This is a genomic window from Psychrobacter proteolyticus (assembly GCF_039762275.1).
In the GTDB taxonomy this organism is placed as follows: domain Bacteria; phylum Pseudomonadota; class Gammaproteobacteria; order Pseudomonadales; family Moraxellaceae; genus Psychrobacter; species Psychrobacter proteolyticus_C.
The window spans coordinates 1-25,504 of sequence record NZ_JBDLOB010000009.1 but is presented as its reverse complement, the minus strand read 5'-3'; the positions used below and the strand labels follow the sequence as shown (position 1 = coordinate 25,504).

Sequence of the window (25,504 nt, the reverse complement as noted above, 5' to 3'; positions counted from 1 at the left end):
CTGATATTGCTATTTATTTAAACAGCTAATTGGTCATCTCATTAACTAGACTGTGTCTGTAACGCTTGACGAATATCGGCTTCAAACTCACTGACATAATTAAAATGCTTGTGCTGCGCATCTTTATCAAGGATAAATTGCTTGGCTTGTTCGCACATAGCGACCAAGTCATCGACCAGCTCTTGATAATTTAAATTCTCTTCTCCAGCTCGCTGAATCAGATGCAATTCATGTAATAGCGTTTGCTGCTGTGCGCTGTTTACCCGTGCATAGTTCAAATTGACCATTGCCTGACATAATGCTTTTAAGACCATTAGGTCAGCAGCTGCATAACGACGTATCTCACCAAGTGATACATTGATAAAGTCAGAAATCTTTGGAATATGAGTGACTAGTGCCAATATGGCCAGACGCTTCTGTTTGATAGTATTTTCAGAGCTATCGTTAGTGTCTGATTGCGGTATATGAAAATGATAAGGGCTGGGTGGCTGGCGGCGCATCATGATACTCAAACAGCTGGTTAGAGACTGGACACAATTGACCGCAGTCTTTGGATCATTGATACCAGGGGATAACGCGCGTACAGCAATCTCTGTCATTTGTCCTAAGCTATAGGCGATGTCGTTAGAGTGCGCCAATCGTTGCTCAAGTCGCAGGCAACCTGCCAGACGTTGCCAAAACAGTCCATCAGGTGCTCTAGGTATTACTGCTAGATGCGGGGTCGCTGTCTTCTGTTGGTTATTTGGATGAGATGCAGGTCGCTGATAAAAGTAACCAATGACGTTTTTGTCAGTGACATAATTACCGAGGTTGACATGCATTTGTACCACGCCACCATAATCTTGTGACAGCGCAATCAATGACTCAAGGTAAATCTGCTGTAGATAACCTGAATTTGGTGAATAAATCGGCATAGCAGGCCAGTTTTGGAACTGCTCGATATCATGGTGCTCAGCATCGCGTTGATGTTGGATATCACATCGATCGTTATACCAATAGTAAATGTTTGCAATCGCATCGTTGCTAGCATTTTGAATGACGTGTGACGCTTGAATGGCATGTACCATATGCTGCACAAAATAAACTAAAAGCAGCGCACAGATAATCGCCATGATAATGGCAAAAGTCACTGCCAATTGCGGCACACCAAAAGCTACGTCAGACTTATGGATAGACTTCAATACCAGTAAGCTATAGCTAAATGTACCAATAAAAGCGCCAAGGACAAACTGATTTGGTGTGTCGGTCAAAAAGTTACGTAGCAGTCTTGGACCAAACTGTGAAGAGGCCATCGACAGGACGGCGATTGTAATCGAAAACGTCGTACCTGCCACGCCCAGTACCGCACCAGCGATGGCAGTCATAATCGCGCGCGCAGCTTCGTCATCACCAGTAAAGGCGAAGGAGATCTCTTTTACCGTTTCACGATCAAAATGTTGATCAATCGCGACTAGTAAAGGAGCAAGTAAAATACCCACGATGACACAAGCGGTTGGGATAAACCAATAGGAGCCAATCAGCCACTGCCACAAATTATTTAAGCGGTCAGGCAAGTCAGTCAGCGTTTGTATCGACCACAACTTAGTGAACTGCTTAAGCCTGTTTTGACCTGCATTGATCGTCCGTGTCCAGACACTGTCTCCATCATTTTTATTCACTGTGATGAGCCTTGGGGTTATCTGCTTCTGTAATAATAGCGTTTTTATGCGCACGTCTGGTCATATCTGTCTCAGTATGACTCTCACTAGTCCCTAGAGGTATGATGGCCTCATTGTCGTGATCGTCATATTCAATAGCGCTGTCTTTGTCATAAGCCATAGGCTCTAGATGCGGTGATGCTTCTAGATGTGGATCATTACCGTTGTAAGCACTCTCACCATGTCTATCTAGATTATCATGTCGTTGTACGTTTTCAGTGGCGGCAGAGGTTTTTCTAAATAGTTTACGGTCATCGTCATGCTTGCTAGTAGATTGTTTACGAGGTTCACTATTGGCAAAGATAGCATTTAGCGGCAGATGCAGTTGCTGTTTGGCATACGCTTCAGTATTCTCAAAACGTTTTACCAGTAAACTTAGCCAAGGCTTTTGACCTTCCAATTTCATCTCATCCAACTCGTCCTTGATAGGAAGTGGGTAGGGCAAGGTACGATAAAAGTCCCATAACGTCATCCTACTCAGGTCTCTTTTGAGTACATAGTCGTCATCATCTGTCATGGTAATCAGATTGCTGTCTTGTAGGTAGTTGATATAGGTATACCATTTTGGCAGCTCTTTGCGACCTAAGACATTACGCAGTGCTTGCTCGCTAACAGCTTCACCTTTTAAGTGGTGGGTATAAACCAAATTCAACATGTCTAACAAGCTGAGTAACGGGTGACGAGGGTAGACTTCTTCTGTCTCAAAAATCGTCAAGGTATAGCTGATTTCAACGCCTAATAAAATCAAATTCCACGACAGATAAATCCATAGTAGAAAGATAGGCAATGCAGCAAAGGCACCGTAAATCGCTTCGTAGCTGGTAAAGTTAGCCATCACTGTACCAAACAGATGCTTCATTAATTCAAAGACAATGGCCACGAACACGCCAGCAATGGCTGCGTTCTTTGCTGGTACGCGCGCCTTTGGAATAAACCAGTACATACCGATAAAGCCCGCCATCGTAATACCAATCGATGCCATTTGTACCCAAAAGCTCCAGTCGATACCGTAGCCTGCAATTTGACGATTGAGAAAACTCAGACTCTGTACGGTACTAGAAGCGATAAAAGCGGTACCCAATACCAAAGGTCCCAACGTAACAATGGTCCAATAACGCAGCATGCTTTTGATGCCACCAGAGCGATCTTCTACTCGCCAGATTTGGTTAAACGCGCGCTCGATAGTGGTCAATGTCATGATAGTCGTAAAGAACAAAATCATGGCACCGATGATGGTTAGATTGGATGACTTTTCAGCAAAGCTATTAATGTACTCACTAACTTGCATGCTCGATTGCGGCAATAGATTGCTATAAATGACGTCATAAATCTGCGCTCTAACTGATGCGAGTGCTGGTACAGATGACAAAATCATCAGTAATACCGTTAATACCGGTACGATCGACAGCATAGTGGTGTACGTCAGCGAAGCTGCCTTTTGCTGGCAATTATCTTCAAAAAAATGCCGAGTCAAAAACCGTAAGAACTGAAACCAACGCTGTTGTAAAAACGGGAGTTTTTGAGATAATTTTTCCATGTCGACCATTAAGCAAAAGTAAGAGTGACAATAGTGTAACAAAGATGAACGGTTATCATCTGCGGTTTAATTGTGTCAAAATGCACCACGTAGCGCATCAGATACAATATAAGTCAGGTTATCAATCATGGTTATTTGCATGACAGTGAATGACTCGGGCATAATGTGCACATATTCTACAATGCCAGTTAGTCGTATATTTCGCCGCATTTTTAATGGCCAGTACGACTAACGATTTTATAAGGAAGCTTTGCTAATGAGTCAGACCGACCCTTATGTTTTGGTGCTTTATTACTCTAATTACGGTACGACTAAGACATTAGCATATGCTATCGCTCAAGGTATTGAGGATGCTGGTATGACTGCGCGTATCCGTACGGTGCCGACAGTGGCACCTGAAACCACGTCAAGCAAGCCTGCGATACCTGATGAAGGCGACTTGTACTGTACGATGGATGATCTAAAAGACTGTAGCGGTCTAGCGCTTGGTAGCCCGACGCACTTTGGTAATATGGCCGCACCCATGAAGTATTTTTGGGATAATACCGTGACCTTATGGTTGGCAGGGAACCTACAAAACAAACCAGCCTCAGTATTTACGGCGACAGGTTCCATGCATGGCGGTCAAGAAACGACGCTGTTGACGATGATGTTGCCGTTGATGCATCACGGTATGGTCATCGTAGGTGTGCCCTATGCAGAGCCAGCGTTGAACCGTACGCATCGCGGTGGCACGCCTTATGGTGCCAGCCATGTCAGCGGTGCATCGCATGATCAGCCAATATCTGCTGACGAGCGAGATTTGGGTATTGCGCAGGGTCGCCGTTTAGCGATTACGGCAGCTGCATTAGCACAGGCTAATTGGGGTTGATAAGCAACTTTTATAAACCTGCTGTCTAAAAGCGTCTGAGTCTCAAAATCTATGATTGAATGCCTATAATCACTTGCTTATAACCACTTGATTATAAGCAAGCACTAACTATTCATGTTCAGCAGTATATTATTCATTTAGGAAATCAAAATATCTAATGGCCACAACCCGCTCTAATACAAAGCCTCTTAAAACGGTTAAGTCTATCGCACCTATTACACAGCGCTTAAAGGTTACGTGGTTAATTTGGCTCGTTTATAGACTGCTCGGATTGCCTATCTTTATTAGTATCTTTAATCCTAGTAGCCCTGATATCGTTGGCGGTATTGCTTGGCAGGCATTATGGCTAGTGCCCGCGTTGATTCTGACGCCATGGATATTGCGTGGTCGTTCACCTTATGCATTGTTGATAAGCAGTATGTTTACTTTGGTATATTTGGGTGCGAGTGGCGTGGTGCTGTTTACTCGTATATATGGCAGTAGCTGGGCAGAAATCGCCGTGTACTTAACGGACTTCTTACTATTGCTTGCTATCAATGTTTGGCTATTTATTTTGCTCAAACGTTTGCCTTCGATGAACAATGTTGTGAAGAAACCTCGTCAATAATTGAGGTTATCTGAAGCCTAATAAATTATATCCATTAATCTAAAGCCATAAAAAAGCGGCACTCCATCTGGGGCGCCGCTTTTTTGTTTATAACGTTAAAGATAAGTAGATTAGTTAATCTTAGTTAATTCCAAATCCATTTTCTTACCATCGTTAATTTGGCTAACTTTAACTGGCATATAGTCCAAGCTTGGGGCTAACCAAAAACTGGTAGAGCGGCTATCGTCATCGTGAACGCGATCAACACGTACCGTATCAAAGGTACCCGCTGGTACGGTAATTTTAGTGCTGCCTGATTTTTTAAATGGCGTCTTCTCAATTTTGTCTTTTTTCGCCATGTAGTAGTTACCAGAGAATTTACCGTTCAATAAATCTTGACGAATCTGTACCTCAAGGCTCAAGTCATCAAAGGCTTGTTGCGACATGTTCATTGTCGTCGACTTGCCCTTATAGTTACTGGTGACTTTTTTACTGCTTGGGTTAAAGTCTAGTTTATGCGTGCGACCCATGCCAAGTAGTTTGTAAGTGGTGCTTGCCTGCGTGGGACTGACATTGTTGCCATTAATCGTAAAAGTACTGTTTTGGGAGGCGCTAGCCACACCAGCGACGCGAGCCTTAACGTTATATTTCCACGTATTACCAGATTTGCTTAACGTACGAGTTGCTGTGCCTTTGTATTTGTCCTCAACGGTAAAACTATAATCGGCAGTCGATGGTTGAACAGTTTTTGCGCTGGCAAGGGTAGGTGCGGTCATACTCAAAGCTCCAACGGTAGAGATACTGATGCCTGTTACTAAGGCCGATAAAAATTTAGATGGACTGCGTTTTGCGTTATTAGCATTATCAATATTGTCGCTTGATGACTTCTTGTGCATTGATGAAAAACTCATAGATACCCCTTCATTAATTTATTGCCGATATAGCAATTTTTTCGTTCGTTCTTATTATGTTTACCAGACCTATAATGGTCATACGCTGTTACATTTTCAAGCGTGGTGTCATACGGCTTCGTGTAGTGCTTGTAGCAAATGTTTCTATAGCTAATTTGGCCTTGGTCAAAATATAAATTCAGCTCGCTAATATTTTTAAATATTCCTACTTTTTGTCCTTTGTCTAACTAGCATATTGACTCTATTAAACGTAAGGCATCGATATGAGATGTTGATTGATCAATTTTTGCAAAATAATCTTGTAAATTTTTGGGCTTTACACTTGAACCGAACTCACCTTGCCCCCACTTTTTGTTACAAGCTCAAGGCTTATCTATAAAGCGTTGTTTTTGGCAGTGTTCCCTATAGATACTGGTATTGAGACCATTAATTCAAATAAACCCTTAATTTTATTAACCAACTTTTGGAGTCATATCGATGAACATTCGTCCTTTACATGACCGTATTGTCGTCCGCCGCATAGAAGAAGAAACAAAGACAGCTGGTGGTATCTTGCTTCCTGGTTCAGCACAAGAGAAACCTTCACAAGGTGAAGTGCTTGCAGTTGGTAATGGTCAAGTTCGTGACAACGGTGAAACTCGTGCGTTAGATGTAAAAGCTGGCGACAAAGTTTTGTTCGGTCAATATGCTGGTCAAACCGTAAAGGTTGACGGTGAAGAACTATTGATTATGAAAGAGTCTGATGTATTGGGTGTGCTAGAAGGCTAGTCCTTTTGAGTATCATTTTATACTCAGCACATTTTGATAGCAGTTTCTAATAATCGCTTTTGATAAGCAACTATCAAATCAATCAATTGTATTCTCATACTTATAATAGTGGAGTAATTTAACATGGCAAAAGACGTAAAATTCGGCATTGATGCCCGTAAACAAATGATGGACGGCGTAAACGTTCTAGCAAACGCAGTACGTGTAACACTAGGCCCTAAAGGTCGTAACGTTGTTATCGACAAATCATTTGGCGCACCTACCATCACTAAAGATGGTGTTTCAGTTGCCAAAGAAATCGAGCTAGAAAACAAATTTGAAAACATGGGTGCACAGCTGGTACGTGAAGTGGCTAGTCGCACTAATGATGTCGCTGGTGATGGTACAACCACTGCCACTGTATTGGCTCAGTCAATCCTACAAGAAGGCATGAAGTCAGTTGCTGCTGGCATGAACCCAATGGATCTTAAGCGCGGTATCGACAAAGCGGTACGTGAAGCAGTTAAAGAAATCCATAAACTATCAACGCCAGCTGACGATCACAAAGCAATTGCTCAAGTTGGTTCTATCTCTGCAAACTCAGACACCAAAATCGGTGAGCTGATCTCGCAAGCGATGGAAAAAGTAGGTAAGCAAGGCGTTATCACTGTTGAAGAAGGTTCAAGCTTCGAAGATACCCTAGAAGTTGTAGAAGGTATGCAGTTTGACCGTGGTTATATCAGCCCATACTTTGCAAACAAGCAAGACAGCCTAACTGCTGAATTTGAAAACCCATATATCTTGCTAGTTGACAAAAAAATCAGCAACATTCGCGAAATCGTGCCATTACTTGAGCAAGTCATGCAGCAGAGCAAGCCGTTGCTAATCATCGCTGAAGATGTAGAAAACGAAGCACTAGCGACACTAGTTGTAAACAATATGCGTGGCGGCTTGAAAACTTGTGCTGTTAAAGCACCAGGTTTCGGCGATCGTCGTAAAGCAATGCTTGAAGACATCGCAACGCTAACTGGCGGTACTGTAATCTCTGAAGAGATTGGCCTAAGCCTAGAGACTGCTACTCTAGAGCAACTTGGTACTGCTAAGAAAGTGACTGTCGGTAAAGAAAATACTGTTATCGTTGATGGCGCTGGTAACAAAGCTGACATCGAGAACCGTGTTGAGTCTATCAACCGTCAAATCGAAGAGTCTACTTCTGACTATGACAAAGAAAAGCTACAAGAGCGTGTTGCTAAACTAGCAGGCGGCGTAGCAGTAATCAAAGTCGGCGCAGCAACCGAAACTGAAATGAAAGAGAAGAAAGACCGTGTTGACGATGCGCTACATGCAACTCGTGCAGCGGTTGAAGAAGGCGTTGTACCTGGCGGCGGTGTTGCCTTAGTTCGTGCGATGAATGCATTGTCTGAACTACGCGGTGATAACGATGATCAAAACGCTGGTATGAACATCCTACGTCGCGCGATGGAAGCACCACTACGTCAAATCGTAACCAACGCTGGCGAAGAAGCTTCAGTTGTGGTTAACGAAGTGAAGAGTGGTAGTGGTAACTACGGTTATAACGCAGCGACTGGCGAATATGGCGATATGCTAGAGATGGGTATCCTTGATCCAGCTAAAGTTGCTCGTTCAGCACTAGAAAACGCTGCATCTGTTGCAGGCCTAATGCTAACGACTGAAGTTATGATCACTGACTTACCGCAAGGTGATGACGGTATGGCTGCTATGGGCGGCGGTGCTGGAATGGGCGGTATGGGTGGAATGGGCGGCATGATGTAATATATGCCTCGACTAAATTTGTACGACGTTGTTAACCTCGCTCGATGTACTATAAGTACAATCTTCACTTGGTTGCCTAGTCGTACTGCTCTAGTCAACTTATAAAGCGTTTTTCACTAGAGTTGTAAGTATTTTTGTGAAAGCGTTTGAACTATTAAAAGCTCTGTTATCGAAAGATAGCAGGGCTTTTTTGTGTTCTTTTTAAAGTAATAATGGGCGTTGTGTATAAAAGCCAAAATAAGGATAACTGACTAAAATTATCCAATACTTGATAATATTAGTATTACTAATATAGATTTAAATTTTCAATTAATAATTTATTAGGATATAGTTGATATAGCGAATATATTCGCTAATAGTGTTTTTAACTTAGAAGGAATGAATTAACTCAAAAGGAATTCAAAATGAAGATTTTATCGATTGCAGTGGTAGCATCAGCCCTAGTGTTGGCTTCTGCTAGTAGTTCAGCTGATCCTAGTTTAGATAGGTTTAAAATGCAAAAACCGATGGAGATGTCTAGCGTCGCCTATTCTAAAGTTATGCAGTTATCATTTAACAATAAAGAGCGCTATACAGGCGAAAAAGAAATTTATGAAAAAGTGATGAGAGGTGCCAAAGCAAACGGCTTTGAGCTTAAAGAAGTAGAAGCAATGAAAATCGCTCACATCGTTGACGGTGCTTTAGACAATGAGCCACCAGAAGCGGCTTCTATTAATATAACAGTTACTATCCATTTAAAACGACCAATCAAAATAGAAGTTGAGATTTCCCTATAATACGGTGAATACAAATCTATTGTTAATAAGCTACTTACTATGAATGACTTACTTATCCCTCTAAAATAAAGTCCTAGTAATATTTTCTATATTAGGGCTTTGTAGTTAAAGCTCATCAAATTCTCTATTAATCTGCTGTATCACGTCTAAACGTCCACGTCTTATCAACAGATGCTTCTTTGTAATAGCAATATTCTGTCAAATTCAAATGAACTCATTGTGGATCTTGCTACTTACGAATAATCGAACGAGACATTTTTCTCCTAATCTGTATAAAAGAGTCTCAAACAAAAATAGGTAAAGTTGTCTTATTGATTACTTTTCTCACCGATAAATGAGTGTGTATATCTTTTACGCTAGCAAGCTTGTGTAACTTACGTGTGAACCGCTCATAACCATCGAGATTGGGGCTCACTACTTCTAATAAATAATCATAAGAACCCGATACCACATGTCCATTAATCACCTCGTCCATATTGGACAGAGCGCGTTCGAAAGCTGCGATAGATTCTTCTTGGTGGCTGTTGAGACTGACCTCCACAAAGAAACTCATCGCAATACCCGCTTTGGCTTTATTTACGTTTGCCTGATAGTTCTCTATATAACCTTCATCTTCCAAACGTTTGAGGCGTCGCGCGCAAGGAGAAGGCGACAGCCCTATACGTTCGGACAGTTCGGCTGTAGATAAGCGCGCTTCTTTTTGGAGCACTTCCAAGATATGGCGATCGATTTTGTCCATAATTTACCTTTTGGCTTTTTAAGCCAATAATTTTTATTTAATTAGCATTATCCACCAAATATTTGCAAAATTGCAATGAATAAATAGAGATAAAAGCGCGTATTTTAATCGATAATTGGTCTTTGTATAGCAGCATAAGACACGACTATGAATACGATATTCCACCCCTCATCGCGCAAAAATCCTTTGTTTGTCATGTCGCCACTAACCAAAGGCTATGTGGCAATGAGCGTTGTCTTATTTATTTGGTCAGGCTTTGCGTTGACTGTGCGAGCGGTTGGAGCATCGTCGCTAAGTATTGCGGATGTCATGCTCATTCGCTTTAGTGTGCCGCTGGTCTTGTTGACTCCTTGGGTACTCTCTAGTTGGCATGAAGTCAAAAATATAAGACTGCCAGATATCATGTTCGTTTTACTTGGTGGCGTGCCTTTTCTTTTATTAGCTGCTTTTGGTGCAAGTACGGTACCAGCAGCTTACGTTGGTACTATTTTGACAGGGACACCAGTCTTCTTTGCCGCAATATTGTCTTTTATTTTTTATCGTCAGCGAATATCATTGAGGAAATTTGCCGCATTAATCCTTATTCTCTTCGGTATCGCTACTATGATTGGCGGGCGTGCACAGTCAATACCTAATAGTCTGCTGTACGGTGTGGGGTTACTGTTGATGGCAAGCCTGATTTGGGCAGGTTATACCTTAGGGTTAAAAAGCACCAAACTGAGTCCAATAGCTATTGCTATCGTGCTCTCTTATACCTCGTTTTTTCTGACATTGATGATGGTTCTGTCTGGTATCGTGGAGACGAATATAGGGTCTGTATCTTTTGATGAAGCGCTTCCGTTTATCCTAGTACAAGGACTTGGTGTAGGGGTGGTATCAACCATTGCGTTTTCTTATGCAGTCAAACAGCTGGGCTCCATTCGTACCTTATTACTTGGCTCTTTGTCCCCAGGATTAACCGCTATACTGGCTACGCTGATACTCAATGAGTCTCTATCAGTTATTATGATATGCGGCATCGTACTCAGTACCATTGGTGTCATCTTGTCCAATCGAGCGAAATAAACTAATTAAGGAAGTATCATGATGTTAGATAATATGCCTGTTATCAATGGGGATCCACTGTGGGCATTGTTAGGTAGGTTTCGCGCTGACCAACGCAAACATAAAATAGATCTATTGGTTGGTGTCTATCGAGACGAGCATGGCAATACACCTGTGATGAAAACCGTGCAAGACGCAGAAATACATCTTGCTCATGAAGCTCATTCGAAGGCTTATGGCATGCTATCGGGTAACGCTAATTTTAACCAGAAAATGGCAAAATTTGTATTAGGTGACAGTCCAAGTCTAAACAACCAATGCACGATTCAAACGGTTGGCGCATCAGGTGCGTTACGCCTCATTGCTGATTTGATAGCTATGCTCTCTCCAGATTCAACCGTTTGGATCAGCGACCCTGGCTATATTAATCATCTTCCGCTGATGGAAGGTGCTGGGTTAACGGTTAATACGTATCCTTGGCAAAATAAAAATGGCCAGTTAGACATTAATGCGTGTTTTGCTGCGCTAGAAAAAGCAAAAGAAGGAGACGTGCTGTTATTACATGCGTGCTGCCATAATCCTACCGGTATAGATCCTTCTTTAGAGCAGTGGCAACTGTTCTCTGATAAATGTAAACAGAAAAATATTGTCCCGTTTATTGATATGGCGTATCAAGGTTTTGGAGATGATCCTGATACCGATGCTGCAGGGCTTCGTTTAATGATTGAAGACGCTGACTTTGCATTTATCGCCGCCAGCTGTTCAAAGAACATGGGTCTATACAATGAGCGGACGGGTATTGCCACGGTGGTAACGACGAACCATGAGCGTCACGCAGATATACAGATACTCTTAGAAACCATCACACGTGCCAACTACTCTATGCCGCCCAATCACGGTGCAGCAGTGGCTTCTTATTTACTAGATAAACCAGACGCTTGGCTAGTCGAGCTGGCCAGCTACCGTAGTAGGGTAGATACTATTCGCCAAGCATTGGGCGCAGCATTAAAAGATAGAGGTGCACCTGCAGAGTTTTTGGATATTTCGCATCAAAAAGGTATGTTTTCTCTATTACCGCTAACAGAGAGTCAAATGCTCATGTTGCAAGATGAGTTCGCTATCTACGGCATGCCAAATGGTAGAGTCAATATTGCCGGTTTGAAAATGACGGAAATCCCTCAACTGGTGGACGCTATCATGTCGATGATTTCACGTTAGAGAATAATTTCTATCGCTCAGTACAATGGTTTTATCCATTAATCGTAACAGTAAGAAGGACACGACTATTTATACTTTATATTGGGATAAGGGTGGCGCTAATATGGCCACCCATGCTGTCTTTGAAGAGTTAGGCGTTTCTTATGAGATGATAGAAATAGACCTGTCTAAAAATATGCAAAAATCAGCTGAGTATCTAGCCATTAATCCAAATGGCAAAGTACCTACGTTAGTGCATCAGGGGCAGGTCATTTATGAGTCTGCAGCAATTTTAATGTATGTGTTAGATCAGCACCCAGAGTCTGGGCTAGCACCTGATATAGGATGCTCTAAGCGCGGTGTTTATTACCAGTATTTGTTTTGGATGTCTTCTACACTGCAGGAAGCTGCTAATCACTGGGCACATCCCGAGCAGTACATCAACGGCGAGCACAATTTGCAACAAGTAAAAGATAAAGCGAATGATGTGCTAACCCACTGCTGGGATATTGTTGAAAAGGGATTGGCGAGTCATGGTCCATGGTTGTTAGGCGATAAATTAAGTGGGGCTGATTTTCATTTATTTATGATTGCTCACTGGAGTCAGCGATATGCGAGTCGAGCACAGGATTGGACACATTTAAACGCACATTATCAAGCCATGCTAAACCGTGCCTCGATACAAGAAATGATGATACAAGAAGGGTTGTTATAATTCGTTCAATTAAAAGATATCTGATGACTGGGCTAGAAGTACTGAGTGCCATGCTTCTAGCGACTGTAGTAAATATAGTTTTTATATCAAACTACTGATCCGCCGTATCTCGTCTAAACGTCCAAGTCTTATTATCAGACGCGTCTTCACAGTAGTAATATCCTGCCAAATCAAACTGCTTTAGCTGTTCAGCCTTTCACTTTATATTGACCATTTTCTCACCTTTCTCGATGAATCGCGTTTCGCTAAAAGTATGATTTTTTCATAAAGTCTATTTGGCTATTAGAAGTGCTGTTATCGAAAGATAGCAGGGCTTTTTTGTGTCTAATTTATGGTGAGTTTCTTTTAACATGTACTACTATATATGTTATTATTTGAATATATAATGGAATGACACTTTACTTAAAAGGAGTTTGGACACATGTTGCGGGTCAGAAATCGCAAAATATCGTGTGCCATTTAATGTGATAACGATGAAAAAAATTAGGCTTGGAATATTTGTAGAAGATGAAACATTAGCATGGCAAAAATTTATGCCATTAAAGTCTCTAGTAGATGAAGGTATAGTTGAGGTTTGTATTGCTATCCAACGAAGTGCAGAACACCAAGCTAATCCATCTCATATATCCAAGATTATACCGTCTATCAATCAAAAGTTATTTTCTATTTTTTCTCATGCTAAAAAGACTACCAAGCGTTATTCTATTCATGATTTAGTTCCCAATGGCAAAATGCCTGTCGTTACATCAATACCAAGACAGAATAAATCCACTGATGAAATTGAAGACTCAGTGATTAAGAGACTAAAGGCAACAGATTTAGATTACCTACTGAGTATGGATTTTCAAACCTTAATAGGGAAAGCGCTAGGCGTTACGAAGCATGGTATTCTCTTACTTCATTATGGTGATGAAAGAATACAGCGAGGCGGGCCTGCATTGTATTGGCAATTTGCTGAGCAATGGGAAAATAGCGTCGTGACACTGCAACTATTGAGTAAGGACCATGATGTACACAAAGTGGTAGGTAGAGGTTATGGCAGTTTGTTTTACTGGGACTATAATTTGACGGAGGATAAGTTAAAAGGGGTTGCAGCATCAATACTGTATTGGTACTTCCGTAAAAATAAAATTGGCGTCGAGAGTGGAGATTCTATCAATTTAATTAACGATCGCACACTTTATAAAACGCCTCCACAGTTAACGGCCATACGACATTTACAGAATTTTCTCAAAAACTACATGATAAAAAGATTTTATAAGAGTCTGTATCTAAACAACTGGAGTATTTTTATTGGTTCTATTGATCAGCCGATACAAACATACACGGAGATACTACCTGAAAAGGGATGTTTTTGGGCCGATCCTTTTTATATTGAACGTGACTCAAGACGTTACATATTTTTTGAAAGCTTGAACTACAAAGAGAATATTGGTCGAATAGAGTGGATAGAGCTGAATGAAAGCCATCAAGTGATTGGTTCAGGACAAGCTGATTTGGGTATTAGCACGCACTTAAGCTTTCCCAATGTATTCGAGTATGAAGATGCTGTCTATATGATTCCAGAGGCTGCAAAAACCAATTGTATTAGCTTATTAAAAGCGACAGATTTTCCGTGTAAGTGGGAAAAAGTTCATGAGTTAGTTTCAGACGTTCAGGCCGTGGATAGCGCCGTGATTGAGCATAATGGATTATGGTATCTTTTTACAACGCATGGTTCAGTGTCAAATATGACTATGGATTTAGAGTTGTATATTTATACGTCCGACAAGCTACAAGCAGATAATTGGACCATTCATCCTTCGGCGCCTCTAAAAATTGATGTGCGTGGATCGCGATTAGCAGGCGCATTATTCCGAAAAAACGGTCAGCTCTTTCGTACTGCTCAGGATGGCACTCTTAGATATGGGCGTAGGGTTGCTTTATACCTAGTAGAGGAGTTGACACCGACCTCTTATAAAGAAACCTTTGTACGTTATATTGAACCTGATTGGGAGACTGATATTGATCGTCTCCATACCTATAATGTTTATAATGAAACAGTGGTACTGGATGTATCAAGGGATAAGTTGCGCTTTAGAGTATAGGACCTAAAAAATTTAGTGGTTGGAGAATAAAAAACCCATCATAAGTTTCGGCTTATGATGGGTTTTTTATAATTTTGACTCGTATTATATCAAGCTACTGATCCGCCGCATCTCGTCTAAACGTCCACGTCTTATTATCAGACGCGTCTTCACAATAGTAATATCCTGCCAAATCAAACTGCTTTAACTGCTCAGCATTGGTCAGCTTATTATCAGCTGCATATTTCACCATTAGTCCACGTGCTTTTTTGGCATAAAAGCTAATCACTTTATATTGACCATTTTTCTCGTCTTCAAATCGTGGCGTAATGATATCTGCCTTCAGTGCTTTTTTCTTTACCGCTTTAAAGTATTCATTGGAAGCTAAATTAACCAATGTTTTGTCATCGCTGTCAGCCATACGCGCATTGATAACGTTAGTCACTTCCTCGCCCCAAAACTCATAAAGATTGCCACCGCGCTCATTTTTCAGCTTGGTACCCATCTCTAAGCGATATGGCTGGATAAGATCGAGTGGCTTGAGTACTCCATACAGCCCAGACAAAATACCTAAGTGCTCATTAACATAAGTAGCAGTATCTTTGTCCATATGATACATATCAAGTCCAGTATAGACATCGCCATCGAACAAATAGCCTGCAGGCTTGGCGGCATTATAAGAGGCATCGTTAGTAAACGGTTGCGCTTCACTCCAATGCCATTGTTGATTGCGCGTGGCATTAAGCTGAGCCAAATCGTCAGATATGCTCATCAATTCTTGTAGGTCAACGGGCTCTTTTGACTTCAGTACTTTCATCAATTCTTGTGAGCGCTCGATTAGCTCGGGCTGGCTATAGTAGTTGCCTAAATTTAGTGGTATAGCGTCTGTTTCGTTCAGGGATTTGGCAGGGGAGAGCAAAAAATACATGGTTATTCCTTATTATAATGAATCGATGACGGGTTTTTTCGAGTGTCAAGTATTCTTATTATACGGTATGCATGGGTGGAACTTGACTTAACCTTGCTTATTTTATGTTTATTGACATTATATTTTTAACAAAAGAACAGATTTAGAATTAGGAAATAAATGGAGTTAAGCCTGTATCTATAAGGGTTAAGCGTTTTTTGGAAAAATAAAAGGCTTTAATATACCAACAAAAAGTATGCCAATGGTGTAAATACCTAAATTTTTATTTTACTTGTGGGTCATCATTAGACAATGAAACTTGACGAACGATATCTCTATAATAAAAAGGCATGATGGTAAAGTAGCTATCATTTATTAAATTGATAACCTTTGATCGCTGTAATGGTTTAATCATGATCAATGGGTTTTGTCCCCTGTGCTTTTTAGATGTGCGTTGAGGGTATTAAAGGTAGTCGTGAGACGTAAATATAGTCATTAGACGTAAGTAAGGAGACGGTATGAAAATCGGTGTAATCAGTGCAGATATCACGAGCGAGAGCCGTGTAGCCATAACCCCAGACGCAGTCAAAAAATTGCGTAAACTTGGGTTCGACGTCGTCATTCAGTCAGGTGCAGGCCAAGCAGCATACTATGCTGATGAGTTGTATCAGGCTGCGGGTGCCGACATTGCCAGTAGTCGCACCGAGGTGATCACCCAATCTAAGATTATTACCACCGTCAATGACCTGCCAGCAGAAGCCACTGAAAGCTTATCGTCTGGTCAGATCGTCATTGGCATGCTCGACCCATATCGCAACACTCAGCTTGACACTTATGCAGCCAAAGGCGCGACAGTCTTTGCAATGGAGTTATTGCCTCGTACACTGTCACGCGCACAGAATATGGATGTATTGTCATCACAAGCCAACCTTGCTGGTTATAAAGCAGTATTGCTCGCGGCCAATGAGTATTCGCGTCCTTTCCCGATGTTTATGACCTCAGCCGGTACGGTTAAGCCAGCTAAGGTCGTTATCTTAGGTGTTGGGGTTGCAGGTTTACAAGCGATTGCGACAGCAAAGCGTTTGGGTGCAGTAGTAGAAGCCAGTGACCTACGTCCGACCGCTCGCGAGCAAGTGGAATCACTCGGTGGTAAATGGCTTGATGTGCCGATGAGTGCAGAGGAGGCTGAAACAGCCAAGTCTACCGGTGGTTATGCATGGACGCCATCAGAGCAATATGTCAAAGATCAAGCGGCTGTCGTGGACAAAGCATTGAGCAACGCTGACATCGTTATTACCACGGCGCAGATTCCTGGTCGTAACGCACCGCGTCTCGTACATGGCGCAACGCTTGCCAAAATGAAGGCAGGTTCTGTGTTAATCGATATGGCTGCTGGTACCGGTGGTAACGTCGAAGGCAGTGTGCCTAACGAAACCATCACCACAGACAACGGCGTACGTATCGTTGGTGCCGCCAATATTCCATCTATGCTAGCCGCACAGTCTTCAGATTTGTATGCCAATAACCTTGTTAACTTTATTACGACATTGATTGCACCTGCTGGCGATGACGCATCAGCTAGCTTGGCACTTAACTTAGACATGGAAGACGAGATTCAGGGCGCACTGGCAGTGACACATGACAGTCAGGTACGACTAGCCAAACGCTAGTTTGAACAGTCTATTACCACATATTTTGTCACTACACATTTGCCAGTAATGAATAAATTTTTAGGAGGATTAGATGATTGCCACTATTTTAGCTGCAGCGCCAGCCGGTGCGGCCATGAGTAGCACACCATTTGTAGCGATTTTCACTGTATTTGTGCTCGCTATTTTTGTCGGATACTACGTGGTTTGGGGCGTTACGCCTGCATTACATACGCCATTGATGGCAGTAACCAACGCTTTATCAAGTATCGTCATCGTGGGTGCGATGCTACAGACCGTCACGATTGATGGTTCAATGTTTACACCGACCAGTTTGCTTGGTGCCTTTGCGGTATTTTTAGCCAGTATCAATATTTTCGGTGGCTTTGCTGTGACTGAGCGTATGCTTGCGATGTTCAAACCGAAAGTGAAAAAAGCACCAGTAGCAACCACTGATGCCGGAGGTGACGCATGAACGACTTCTCAGCAATGATTGCGGCAAATGCAGATTGGTTCTATCTAGTCGGCGCTATCCTCTTTGTTTTAACGTTACGTGGTTTGTCTAGTCCAAAGACCGCGATTCGCGGTAACCGTTTTGGTATGGCAGCGATGGCGATTGCCGTTGTGACTACCTTCTTCTTAGCAGAAGGCCCTGTGCTTTGGTTGATTATCGGGGCGATGGTGTTGGGCGCTCTCGTTGGTATGTGGAAAGCGAAAACAGTTGCAATGACCCAGATGCCAGAAACGGTTGCTTTGATGCATTCATTCGTCGGTTTGGCAGCGGTTGCGATTGCACTTGCGACGGTATTACACACTGAACAGCAGCATGGCGCCGTTGCTCGCATCGAGCTATTTATCGGTTGCTTCATCGGTGCAATTACGTTCTCAGCCTCGGTCTTTGCCTTTGGTAAATTGGCCGCGAAAAGCTGGGCGAAAACATTGGTTGGCGGCTGGGTAAAACCGGTTCAAGCGCTATTATTTATTGCGATGATTGGGTTCGGTGGGATGTATTTCGTCACTGACTCACTACCAGCATTTTATGCGATGGCAGTGATTGCCGTTATCTTTGGTTGGATGTGGATTGCCCCAATTGGCGGCGGTGACATGCCAGTAGTCGTATCACTACTGAATTCATTCTCAGGTTGGGCAGCAGCAGGCATTGGTTTTACGCTTGGCAACTCGATGCTGATTATCGCAGGTTCTCTAGTCGGTTCATCAGGTGCGATCTTGTCTTACATCATGTGTAAAGCCATGAACCGCTCACTACTTAATGTATTGTTTGGTGGCATGGGTACGTCAGCTGTTGCAGCAGGCGGCGATGATGGAGCACCGAAGAACTACAAAGCAGGCTCAGCAGAAGACGCAGGGTTCCTCATGTCTAATGCTAGTAGCGTGGTCATCGTGCCAGGTTACGGTATGGCGCAAGGCCGTGCACAGAATGCAGTAAAAGAGCTATATGAGCTATTAAAAGAAGAAGGTGTGAATGTTCGCTTTGCCATTCATCCCGTTGCGGGTCGTATGCCAGGTCACATGAACGTCCTATTGGCTGAAGCTGATGTACCTTATGATGATATTTTAGAAATGGACGAGATTAACTCAGATTTCGCGAGTACAGATGTGGTCTTGGTTATCGGCGCAAACGACGTTGTGAATCCATCTGCGAAAGACGACCCTACTTCTCCAATCTTTGGTATGCCGATTTTAGAAGTCAGCAAAGCCCAGACGGTTATGGTCATCAAGCGTTCAATGAGTACTGGTTATGCAGGTCTGGATAACAGCTTGTTCTATATGGACAAAACCATGATGATCTTTGGGGATGCCAAGAAAATGGTAGAAGAGATGGTACGTACTATCAATGGCGGCGGTCATTAATCTCTAAGCTATGTTTTTAACCATTATTATTTGCAGATAAGTTTTTAGATAAAGAAAGTCACTGAGGTGGCTTTTTTTGCGTTAAAGTGGGCGACATTTATGAGCCGACTATAGACTGAGGTTATTGCCAACTAGAGTTGGTTTTTCAATGATCACAAAATCAACTGTGCTTTGTGTACTCAGTATACGGTTTGCGCTTAATTAATTTTTTAGCTAATTTGCACTGCTTTAACGATAGACAATCACCAATTATAAATACGATGAAATAAGAGAAAAATTTATGAACATGTTACTGCGTTTTTTTATTATGGTTAGCTTACTTAAACAACAGCTCAAGCATCAATCGACGAGTGAGACTATCAGTCTAGAGACATTGACTGCACCGACTGTACGTCATTATCGAATTTTGCCCCACGATATGGGATTTCGCGATCATTTGCCCAATTATCGTTATCTATCATTTATTGAGCTAAACGTGACACGCTGGGTAAAGGCGTGCTGTCACCAAAAAGGCATTAAACCGCTGAATTGGGTGATTGCCATGCAGGAGATGATTTATCTCAAGCAAATTAAATTTTTGGATAAAATGACGCTTAGCAGTGCAGTCGCAGGATGGGATCATAAATACGTGTATTTTGAGCATCGGTTTTTTGTCAAAAATCAGCTGATGGGCGTTGGTATGACCAAGTTTGTTTTTACAGATAGTAAAGGTATGCGCACACCAGAAGTATTAGATATGATGGGTGAGCAGTTGACGGATACCATTAACACATGGAATGAGCACCAAGTCGCGGTAAAATCGACTAAATCAGCCTAAGCCATATCGCAAAACAGTATTGAAACCCAGTATTGGAAAACAACATCGTAAAATAACTTGGCTATAATCATTTGCTGAATTTTGGTAGGATAGAGCCCATCAAATCGTCAGTATTAGGACGATAGCATCACTTTTAAGACGATGATTCTCAAAACGACTAAAAAAAGGTACCGTTATGACCCCACAAAAATTAAAATGGACAGACAGTTTAGATATCGCGATTGAGCTTTATGAAAAATTCCCAGAAACAGATCCACAGTACATTCGCTTTACTGATTTGCATCGCTGGGTAACTGAGCTTGAAGGCTTTGATGATGATCCACAAAAATCAAATGAAGGCATCCTAGAAGCCATTCAAATGAATTGGATTGATGAAGCCGATTAATCGATTCGATCTGCCAGCATTGCCATAAACAGAAAACTAAATAAACAGATAGAAAAGGCCGCATCATGACCTCACAAATTAAAGAGCTACCAGAAGCGATCGCTTGTCGCGGTATCAGCGTTCGTACCACCAACAACGCTGAGATAAGCCATGACACTGCCAAGCTTGGCAGATTATGGCAGAAGTTTTATCAAAATCACGCGGGTGAACTCCCTGAGGGTGAAGACATTTATGGTGTCTATCACAACTATGAAAGCGATGATCTGGCAGGAGCGTTTGACGTTGTGGCCAGTTGGAAAGTAGCCAGCGAGCAAGATGCACAATCAGAAAGCGACAGTGTGGCCAATGCTAGTAATGTAGTGACTGTTGATATTCCTGCAGGAAAGTACTTGGTATTTTCTGAAGAAGGTTATATGCCTAACACTGTGATGAATGCTTGGGAAAGTGCTTGGGAATATTTCAATACGCCCGATTGTGAGCATACCCGTACTTTTAATGTAGACTTTGAGCATTATATCGGTGGTAACTTAGAATACGGTCAAGTTGATGTCTATATTGGTATCGAGTAGAGCTTATAATCGGCTTAAGTAATTTGAGCCGCTCGATCCATTATTGACAAAAACAATGACAAAAAAAGCGCTAACCTAAATCAGGTAGCGCTTTTTCTTTGGGCAGATGTCATCAATTAGACAGGCGCAATTAACCTGATAATCAGTCCAATAATAAATTTTCCAAAATGCCTTCATAAATTTGGGCAAGCTTCCCTAGATCATCGACTTCTACTTTTTCATCTACTTGATGAATCGTCGCATTACGCACACCCAGTTCGACCACTTGGGCACCAGTTGGTGCGATAAAGCGTCCATCGGAGGTACCACCAGAAGTTGATAGTGTGGTATCGACATCGGTCACTTTTTTGATGGCGTTCTGACAGGCCGAAACCAGTTTTCCTTCAGGGGTCAAAAATGGCTGACCAGATAACTTCCAATGAATATCGTAGCTTGCTTTACTGTTGGCAAAGTGCTTATCAAAGATAGCATGCGTTTTTGCTTTTAGTTCATCTTCAGTAGTTTCTGTAGAAAAACGAAAGTTAAAGACCACGTTTAGCGTTTCAGGGATAACATTGGTTGCGCCAGTGCCGCCATTGATATTCGATATTTGCAATGAGGTGGCTGGGAAGTAGTCATTGCCATTGTCCCATGCGGTAGACGTCAGTTCAGCAAGGGCAGACATCGCCGCATGAATCGGATTAGATGCCAGATGTGGATAGGCGACATGGCCTTGTTTACCTGTAACGGTAAGCTCTGCACCTAGCGAGCCACGACGACCGTTTTTGATGATATCGCCTAACGTATCGGTACTCGACGGCTCGCCAACGAGACAATAAGTGATTTTTTCTTGGCGAGCTTCTAAAGTCTCGATTACTTTGACCGTACCATTAATTGACGGGCCTTCTTCATCTGAAGTAATTAAAAAAGCAATAGAGCCATTGTGCTCAGGATGATTGGCGACGAAACGTTCGGCTGCGACAGTAAAAGCTGCAATACCAGTTTTCATATCGGCGGCACCGCGTGCCCATAAATACCCATCAGCGATGGTCGGGGTAAACGGAGGATAGGTCCAGTTTTTTTCGTCACCCGTTGGCACGACATCAGTATGTCCAGCAAAACAAATAACTGGATCGGTAGTACCGCGGCGTGCCCATAAGTTTTTAACTTCGGCATGTTCGCCACTTTGTTTTCTATCACCGAAATACATAAACTCGCAATCAAAGCCTGCTTGTTCTAACCGTGCTGACAACATATCTTGGCAACCATCGTCATCGGGCGTCACTGAAGGGCGCTCTAACAGTGCAATACTTAAATCTAAGGTTTCTTGCTGATGAGTCGTTTGTTGAGACGCGCTTGATTGGTTATGAGAGTCAGACATGAATAAGCCTTTTGTATAATAAATTAAAATGGTAAATATAAATAAAGAGTAGAGGATAAATGCTAAACGGCTACTTCGACAAAGGGTACAAGACCGTCACGGCGCATCCAAGTAGCGATGGAGTAGCGTTGACGATGTGCAGTTTGTACTTGATGACGTAAATCGCTATCAAAAATGATTAGTCTATTGGCAACTGGCATAACTTCATGATGAACACCATGTTTATCCACGACTTCTAGCGCACCGCCGTCAGCTGTTTCCCAATCATCATTGAGATAAAACACTGCTGAGATAACCCGTTCATCACGTCCAGCAGGGTTGTCACTGTGCCATTGATAGCCAAAGCCAGTCGGATAACACGCATAATGCGCTTCACTATGGCGAATACCAGCAAACAAACTACGATTGAATAGCGAGGCCAAAGTATTGATGCTTTGTAGATAGTAATAGCCTGCAAAAAAGTCTTCGGTAATCCAGCGTATTCTATCACCGCGAATATCACTGATGCGAACACCCGCGGTCAGCTCTGCATCACGATAGTCAATAAAACCGCTTTCTGCTTGTAGTGCTAATAAGGCAGTACTACTGAATACGTCATCAACGATGAGCCAGCCGTCAGTGACAAAGGTATCAAGCTGTTTATTCATCAGCTTATCTTCCCAGTCCACCGCAAAGTCAGAGATCTGCAATACGTGCTGAGTAGGAATTTCTTGGCTATCATTATGAGTATCTGGCAGCAGTAATGGTGGATTATCCTGACCTATCGGATGATCAACGACCAACGCTGTCTTGTCCAAGTTGCTAATAATCTGCGTCATTTCATCTCATTATTATCAATCAGCTGTCAATATACCGTCATTCAATACGTTTTTATTGAAAGCACTTACTAAAACCACATTATCTTTTACTCTGCCTATGCTACCATAGATGCAATTTTTCTTATTTAAACTTTTGAGATTATGAACTATAAACACGCCTACCACGCTGGTAACTTTGCTGATGTGGTTAAACACATTTTATTGGTACAACTGCTTAATCAACTGGGGCAGAAAAATAAACCGTTTTATGTGCTTGACGCTTATGGCGGTCGTGGACTGTATTCACTAAGCAGTGAAGAAGCGCGCAAAACAGGTGAGGCCAAAGGCGGTATTCAAGCTTTTCTAAAAGCAGATACCGAAAAAGCCCCAGCTGCTGTCAAAGATTATATGGAAGGCATTAAGCAAGCCAAATTCACTTACGACAATAAAGTCTATCCTGGTTCGCCGTGGTGGGTTGCCCATCATGTCGAAAAAACTGCGGCTAAAAAGCCTGATGCTGGCGTGCGTGCTGAGGCTTTTGAAGCCAAAGCGACTGAATACGACGCGTTGAACTATCAATTACATAAGTTGCCGATTGGTATCCAGCATCGTGATGCTTTTGAAGGTATCACCGCTGTTATTCCACCAAAAGAAAAGCGCGGTTTGATTTTCCTTGATCCTCCTTATGAGCAAGAGCACAAAGATTTTACGCGCCTTATCGACTTATTGGTCGCGGCTTATAACAAATGGCCACAAGGAACTTACGCACTTTGGTTCCCAATCAAAAACATCGAAGCCGTAGAGCTCTTTTACAAAAAGCTCAAACGTACTGAAATGAGACGTCAGCTGGTTTGTGAGCTAAATATTTATCCTAATGATGTTGCGGTTGGTCTGAACGGTACAGGTCTACTGGTTATCAATCCGCCATGGCAGTTTGATAACCGTGCACGTGAGATATTACGTTTCTTACAGCCAGTACTAAAAGTAGAAGACGCGCCAAACTTGACGCCTGATAGTGCGACTAATGTGCGCTGGCTCGTCGGCGAATAGCAATAACGGCCAATAAGGATATTAAGATGACGACTCAGCCACCTATCGGCCAGCCGAATAATGCACCTTTGAACAATTCATCGCTAAACGACGGCTCGTTGCAAGATAATGCAGCGACTCAGCCACCGTTCATTGATGAGCATGAGTTTAATATCCGTCTAGCGGATAATGATAGTTACGATGGTTTGACATTTGAGGTGATTGAAGCTGAAGTCGCCGAAGGTAAGCGCGTGGTTAGTCGCGGTGTTTATTTAGCACCCAATCTGATCACTACCTTATCGCTACTATCAGGCTTTTACTCGATTTTGGCGAGTACCCAAGGCGAGTTCTATAAGGCGGCTTTGGCTATCTTTTTATCCGCTATTCTTGATGGCGCAGATGGACGTGTCGCACGTATGCTCAATGCGCAAAGTCCATTTGGTGAGCAATACGACTCTTTAGCAGATATGCTAGCATTTGGTGTTGCCCCTGCTATTTTGATTTATAGCTTTGCTTTAGAACCGTTAGGTCGTATCGGAATTGGCTGTGCATTTGTCTTTACCGCTTGTGCTGCTTTTCGCCTTGCACGCTTTAACGTTCAGGTCGGTATCGTCGATAAAAAATACTTTGTTGGCTTAGCCAGTCCGCTTGCTGCTATATTGGTGACGTCCGCTGTGATGGTTGCAGTTGATCATAATGAGTGGATTGGTCAATACGATACAGCCGTCATGCTATTGTTTGCAGCTTGGGTCGTCACTTGTGGTCTACTAATGGTCAGCAATGTCAAATACTACAGCTTTAAAGAATTTGACAAAAAGAAAGTGCCTTTTGTAGTGCTTATCATTGGGGTGTTAGTCATGAGCATCGTGCTCTATGATATTCCTGTTGGTATCTTAGCGATCGGCATTATCTACGCGTTATCAGGTATCGTAACTACGATTAAAACGAAAGTGAAAAGCTAAACGCTGTATTTAGGTTTTAAAAAAAGGAACTTACCGTCAGGTAAGTTCCTTTTTTTACGCGCTCTATATACTGCTGAAAATACGTAAACCACTATGAAAAAGCTAAATCTGTAGATATAAAAGACAGTATTTAAAGTTTGATAGTGATAACAATGGGTTAGGTTGATATGATATTAGTGATAGAAAATAACTGAGATTATTTATAGAGTTTCCTTGTTTTCTATCTAAAACTCCGTATAATGCCACCCAGTCGAAAGGGAAGTGGATTGCTAATTTGGACGATGTAAATTGTTTAAATTAAATAGAAAATACTTCTTGACTAAATAAATATAGCGTCTATAATACGCACTTCATCAAGACGAGCTGGAAAGCTTATATGTTAATTACATATAAATAACCCAGTTAACTTGTTGAAACAAATTAAAAAAAGAAGTTGACAGACTATTAAAACATGATATGATGGTCAGCTCGCTAAAT

Annotated in this window: 24 protein-coding genes and 1 pseudogene; 17 read left to right on the top strand and 8 right to left on the bottom strand. The window is 42.2% G+C overall.

Annotated elements, in window-relative coordinates; genetic code table 11:
* Positions 1-41 precede the first annotated feature (41 nt).
* Entirely contained in the window at positions 42-1,658 is a 1,617-nt protein-coding gene (locus ABFV72_RS11995; RefSeq protein ID WP_347163921.1) for a DUF2254 domain-containing protein, read from the bottom strand.
* Positions 1,651-3,234 (bottom strand): YihY/virulence factor BrkB family protein, encoded by a 1,584-nt coding sequence (locus ABFV72_RS11990; protein WP_347163919.1) that lies wholly within the window; start codon positions 3,232-3,234, stop codon positions 1,651-1,653. Before ABFV72_RS11990 ends, ABFV72_RS11995 begins: the two co-directional genes overlap by 8 nt.
* A 256-nt stretch (positions 3,235-3,490) precedes the next feature.
* Between ABFV72_RS11990 and wrbA the strand changes: the two genes are divergently transcribed.
* Positions 3,491-4,105: an NAD(P)H:quinone oxidoreductase gene (wrbA, locus tag ABFV72_RS11985; protein ID WP_347163917.1), complete on the top strand. Its 615-nt coding sequence runs from the start codon at positions 3,491-3,493 to the stop codon at positions 4,103-4,105.
* Positions 4,106-4,262: 157 nt separating this feature from the next.
* Positions 4,263-4,712, top strand: a complete 450-nt coding sequence (locus ABFV72_RS11980; RefSeq protein WP_347163915.1) for a hypothetical protein — start codon at positions 4,263-4,265, stop codon at positions 4,710-4,712.
* A gap of 110 nt (positions 4,713-4,822) precedes the next feature.
* On the opposite strand, the gene ABFV72_RS11975 is transcribed toward ABFV72_RS11980, so the two are convergent.
* Complete coding sequence (locus ABFV72_RS11975) at positions 4,823-5,602, bottom strand: DUF3108 domain-containing protein (RefSeq protein ID WP_347163914.1); 780 nt, start codon at positions 5,600-5,602, stop codon at positions 4,823-4,825.
* A 477-nt stretch (positions 5,603-6,079) separates the two neighbouring features.
* Here ABFV72_RS11975 and groES point away from each other — a divergent pair, with 477 nt between their 5' ends.
* The 3 genes from groES to ABFV72_RS11960 all read left to right on the top strand — a co-directional run bounded on the left by groES (position 6,080) and on the right by ABFV72_RS11960 (position 8,919).
* Complete coding sequence (groES, locus tag ABFV72_RS11970) at positions 6,080-6,370, top strand: co-chaperone GroES (protein ID WP_057758860.1); 291 nt, start codon at positions 6,080-6,082, stop codon at positions 6,368-6,370.
* A 123-nt stretch (positions 6,371-6,493) separates the two neighbouring features.
* Positions 6,494-8,143, top strand: a complete 1,650-nt coding sequence (gene groL / locus ABFV72_RS11965) for a chaperonin GroEL (protein WP_101204842.1) — start codon at positions 6,494-6,496, stop codon at positions 8,141-8,143.
* Positions 8,144-8,547: 404 nt separating this feature from the next.
* On the top strand, positions 8,548-8,919 hold the full coding sequence (locus ABFV72_RS11960) for a hypothetical protein (RefSeq protein ID WP_347163912.1): 372 nt from the start codon (positions 8,548-8,550) through the stop codon (positions 8,917-8,919).
* Between the two features lie 283 nt (positions 8,920-9,202).
* Here the strand turns inward: ABFV72_RS11960 and ABFV72_RS11955 are convergent, their stop codons facing one another.
* On the bottom strand, positions 9,203-9,658 hold the full coding sequence (locus tag ABFV72_RS11955) for an Lrp/AsnC family transcriptional regulator (RefSeq protein ID WP_057758867.1): 456 nt from the start codon (positions 9,656-9,658) through the stop codon (positions 9,203-9,205).
* A gap of 147 nt (positions 9,659-9,805) precedes the next feature.
* Between ABFV72_RS11955 and ABFV72_RS11950 the strand changes: the two genes are divergently transcribed.
* From ABFV72_RS11950 to ABFV72_RS11940, 3 genes are read left to right on the top strand one after another with little or no spacing between them, the layout of a single operon-like run.
* Complete coding sequence (locus ABFV72_RS11950; protein ID WP_335731868.1) at positions 9,806-10,723, top strand: DMT family transporter; 918 nt, start codon at positions 9,806-9,808, stop codon at positions 10,721-10,723.
* A gap of 18 nt (positions 10,724-10,741) precedes the next feature.
* A complete protein-coding gene (locus tag ABFV72_RS11945) occupies positions 10,742-11,920 on the top strand; it encodes an aromatic amino acid transaminase (RefSeq protein ID WP_347163911.1) in 1,179 nt (392 codons plus the stop codon).
* Between the two features lie 25 nt (positions 11,921-11,945).
* On the top strand, positions 11,946-12,614 hold the full coding sequence (locus tag ABFV72_RS11940) for a glutathione S-transferase family protein (RefSeq protein WP_347163910.1): 669 nt from the start codon (positions 11,946-11,948) through the stop codon (positions 12,612-12,614).
* A gap of 91 nt (positions 12,615-12,705) precedes the next feature.
* Here ABFV72_RS11940 and ABFV72_RS13125 read toward each other — a convergent pair.
* Positions 12,706-12,807 (bottom strand): annotated as a pseudogene (locus ABFV72_RS13125) (peroxide stress protein YaaA); the annotation flags it as partial.
* A 280-nt stretch (positions 12,808-13,087) separates the two neighbouring features.
* Here ABFV72_RS13125 and ABFV72_RS11935 point away from each other — a divergent pair.
* Entirely contained in the window at positions 13,088-14,701 is a 1,614-nt protein-coding gene (locus tag ABFV72_RS11935) for a glucosamine inositolphosphorylceramide transferase family protein (protein ID WP_347163908.1), read from the top strand.
* Positions 14,702-14,795: 94 nt separating this feature from the next.
* On the opposite strand, the gene yaaA is transcribed toward ABFV72_RS11935, so the two are convergent.
* Positions 14,796-15,608 (bottom strand): peroxide stress protein YaaA, encoded by an 813-nt coding sequence (gene yaaA, locus ABFV72_RS11930; protein WP_347163907.1) that lies wholly within the window; start codon positions 15,606-15,608, stop codon positions 14,796-14,798.
* Positions 15,609-16,105: 497 nt separating this feature from the next.
* Between yaaA and ABFV72_RS11925 the strand changes: the two genes are divergently transcribed.
* From ABFV72_RS11925 to ABFV72_RS11900, 6 genes are all read left to right on the top strand, one after another.
* Positions 16,106-17,257, top strand: coding sequence for a Re/Si-specific NAD(P)(+) transhydrogenase subunit alpha (locus tag ABFV72_RS11925; protein WP_347163905.1), 1,152 nt, complete (start codon positions 16,106-16,108; stop codon positions 17,255-17,257).
* 115 nt (positions 17,258-17,372) lie between these two features.
* Positions 17,373-17,711 carry a proton-translocating transhydrogenase family protein gene (locus tag ABFV72_RS11920; protein WP_197707696.1) on the top strand — a complete coding sequence of 113 codons (339 nt, stop codon included), beginning with the start codon at positions 17,373-17,375 and terminating at the stop codon, positions 17,709-17,711.
* Positions 17,708-19,108 carry an NAD(P)(+) transhydrogenase (Re/Si-specific) subunit beta gene (locus ABFV72_RS11915; RefSeq protein ID WP_431192103.1) on the top strand — a complete coding sequence of 467 codons (1,401 nt, stop codon included), beginning with the start codon at positions 17,708-17,710 and terminating at the stop codon, positions 19,106-19,108. Before ABFV72_RS11920 ends, ABFV72_RS11915 begins: the two co-directional genes overlap by 4 nt.
* Before the next feature lie 280 nt (positions 19,109-19,388).
* The gene (locus ABFV72_RS11910) at positions 19,389-19,925 is read left to right on the top strand and encodes an acyl-CoA thioesterase (protein WP_347163904.1); all 537 of its coding nucleotides are present in this window, start codon (positions 19,389-19,391) and stop codon (positions 19,923-19,925) included.
* Positions 19,926-20,100: 175 nt separating this feature from the next.
* Positions 20,101-20,310, top strand: a complete 210-nt coding sequence (gene iscX, locus ABFV72_RS11905; protein WP_021812734.1) for a Fe-S cluster assembly protein IscX — start codon at positions 20,101-20,103, stop codon at positions 20,308-20,310.
* A gap of 65 nt (positions 20,311-20,375) precedes the next feature.
* Positions 20,376-20,879, top strand: a complete 504-nt coding sequence (locus tag ABFV72_RS11900; protein WP_347163903.1) for a GyrI-like domain-containing protein — start codon at positions 20,376-20,378, stop codon at positions 20,877-20,879.
* 142 nt (positions 20,880-21,021) lie between these two features.
* Here the strand turns inward: ABFV72_RS11900 and dapE are convergent, their stop codons facing one another.
* Together dapE and ABFV72_RS11890 are read right to left on the bottom strand one after the other, a co-directional pair.
* The gene (dapE, locus tag ABFV72_RS11895; RefSeq protein WP_347163902.1) at positions 21,022-22,239 is read right to left on the bottom strand and encodes a succinyl-diaminopimelate desuccinylase; all 1,218 of its coding nucleotides are present in this window, start codon (positions 22,237-22,239) and stop codon (positions 21,022-21,024) included.
* Between the two features lie 62 nt (positions 22,240-22,301).
* On the bottom strand, positions 22,302-23,057 hold the full coding sequence (locus ABFV72_RS11890; protein WP_347163900.1) for a 2OG-Fe(II) oxygenase: 756 nt from the start codon (positions 23,055-23,057) through the stop codon (positions 22,302-22,304).
* A gap of 141 nt (positions 23,058-23,198) precedes the next feature.
* On the opposite strand from ABFV72_RS11890, the gene ABFV72_RS11885 reads away from it, so the two are divergent.
* Complete coding sequence (locus tag ABFV72_RS11885; RefSeq protein WP_347163899.1) at positions 23,199-24,086, top strand: 23S rRNA (adenine(2030)-N(6))-methyltransferase RlmJ; 888 nt, start codon at positions 23,199-23,201, stop codon at positions 24,084-24,086.
* A gap of 26 nt (positions 24,087-24,112) precedes the next feature.
* Positions 24,113-25,027, top strand: coding sequence for a CDP-diacylglycerol--serine O-phosphatidyltransferase (gene pssA / locus ABFV72_RS11880; RefSeq protein WP_227511196.1), 915 nt, complete (start codon positions 24,113-24,115; stop codon positions 25,025-25,027).
* Positions 25,028-25,504 lie beyond the last annotated feature (477 nt).

What these genes read in the sequence shown, in the direction of transcription:
- ABFV72_RS11990 (WP_347163919.1), bottom strand. Translation starts at nt 3,234, where the DNA reads ATGGAAAAATTATCTCAAAAACTCCCGTTTTTACAACAGCGTTGGTTT.
- wrbA (WP_347163917.1), top strand. Translation starts at nt 3,491, where the DNA reads ATGAGTCAGACCGACCCTTATGTTTTGGTGCTTTATTACTCTAATTAC.
- ABFV72_RS11980 (WP_347163915.1), top strand. Translation starts at nt 4,263, where the DNA reads ATGGCCACAACCCGCTCTAATACAAAGCCTCTTAAAACGGTTAAGTCT.
- ABFV72_RS11975 (WP_347163914.1), bottom strand. Translation starts at nt 5,602, where the DNA reads ATGAGTTTTTCATCAATGCACAAGAAGTCATCAAGCGACAATATTGAT.
- groES (WP_057758860.1), top strand. Translation starts at nt 6,080, where the DNA reads ATGAACATTCGTCCTTTACATGACCGTATTGTCGTCCGCCGCATAGAA.
- groL (WP_101204842.1), top strand. Translation starts at nt 6,494, where the DNA reads ATGGCAAAAGACGTAAAATTCGGCATTGATGCCCGTAAACAAATGATG.
- ABFV72_RS11960 (WP_347163912.1), top strand. Translation starts at nt 8,548, where the DNA reads ATGAAGATTTTATCGATTGCAGTGGTAGCATCAGCCCTAGTGTTGGCT.
- ABFV72_RS11955 (WP_057758867.1), bottom strand. Translation starts at nt 9,658, where the DNA reads ATGGACAAAATCGATCGCCATATCTTGGAAGTGCTCCAAAAAGAAGCG.
- ABFV72_RS11950 (WP_335731868.1), top strand. Translation starts at nt 9,806, where the DNA reads ATGAATACGATATTCCACCCCTCATCGCGCAAAAATCCTTTGTTTGTC.
- ABFV72_RS11945 (WP_347163911.1), top strand. Translation starts at nt 10,742, where the DNA reads ATGATGTTAGATAATATGCCTGTTATCAATGGGGATCCACTGTGGGCA.
- ABFV72_RS11940 (WP_347163910.1), top strand. Translation starts at nt 11,946, where the DNA reads ATGGTTTTATCCATTAATCGTAACAGTAAGAAGGACACGACTATTTAT.
- ABFV72_RS11935 (WP_347163908.1), top strand. Translation starts at nt 13,088, where the DNA reads ATGAAAAAAATTAGGCTTGGAATATTTGTAGAAGATGAAACATTAGCA.
- yaaA (WP_347163907.1), bottom strand. Translation starts at nt 15,608, where the DNA reads ATGTATTTTTTGCTCTCCCCTGCCAAATCCCTGAACGAAACAGACGCT.
- ABFV72_RS11925 (WP_347163905.1), top strand. Translation starts at nt 16,106, where the DNA reads ATGAAAATCGGTGTAATCAGTGCAGATATCACGAGCGAGAGCCGTGTA.
- ABFV72_RS11920 (WP_197707696.1), top strand. Translation starts at nt 17,373, where the DNA reads ATGAGTAGCACACCATTTGTAGCGATTTTCACTGTATTTGTGCTCGCT.
- ABFV72_RS11915 (WP_431192103.1), top strand. Translation starts at nt 17,708, where the DNA reads ATGAACGACTTCTCAGCAATGATTGCGGCAAATGCAGATTGGTTCTAT.
- ABFV72_RS11910 (WP_347163904.1), top strand. Translation starts at nt 19,389, where the DNA reads ATGAACATGTTACTGCGTTTTTTTATTATGGTTAGCTTACTTAAACAA.
- iscX (WP_021812734.1), top strand. Translation starts at nt 20,101, where the DNA reads ATGACCCCACAAAAATTAAAATGGACAGACAGTTTAGATATCGCGATT.
- ABFV72_RS11900 (WP_347163903.1), top strand. Translation starts at nt 20,376, where the DNA reads ATGACCTCACAAATTAAAGAGCTACCAGAAGCGATCGCTTGTCGCGGT.
- dapE (WP_347163902.1), bottom strand. Translation starts at nt 22,239, where the DNA reads ATGTCTGACTCTCATAACCAATCAAGCGCGTCTCAACAAACGACTCAT.
- ABFV72_RS11890 (WP_347163900.1), bottom strand. Translation starts at nt 23,057, where the DNA reads ATGACGCAGATTATTAGCAACTTGGACAAGACAGCGTTGGTCGTTGAT.
- ABFV72_RS11885 (WP_347163899.1), top strand. Translation starts at nt 23,199, where the DNA reads ATGAACTATAAACACGCCTACCACGCTGGTAACTTTGCTGATGTGGTT.
- pssA (WP_227511196.1), top strand. Translation starts at nt 24,113, where the DNA reads ATGACGACTCAGCCACCTATCGGCCAGCCGAATAATGCACCTTTGAAC.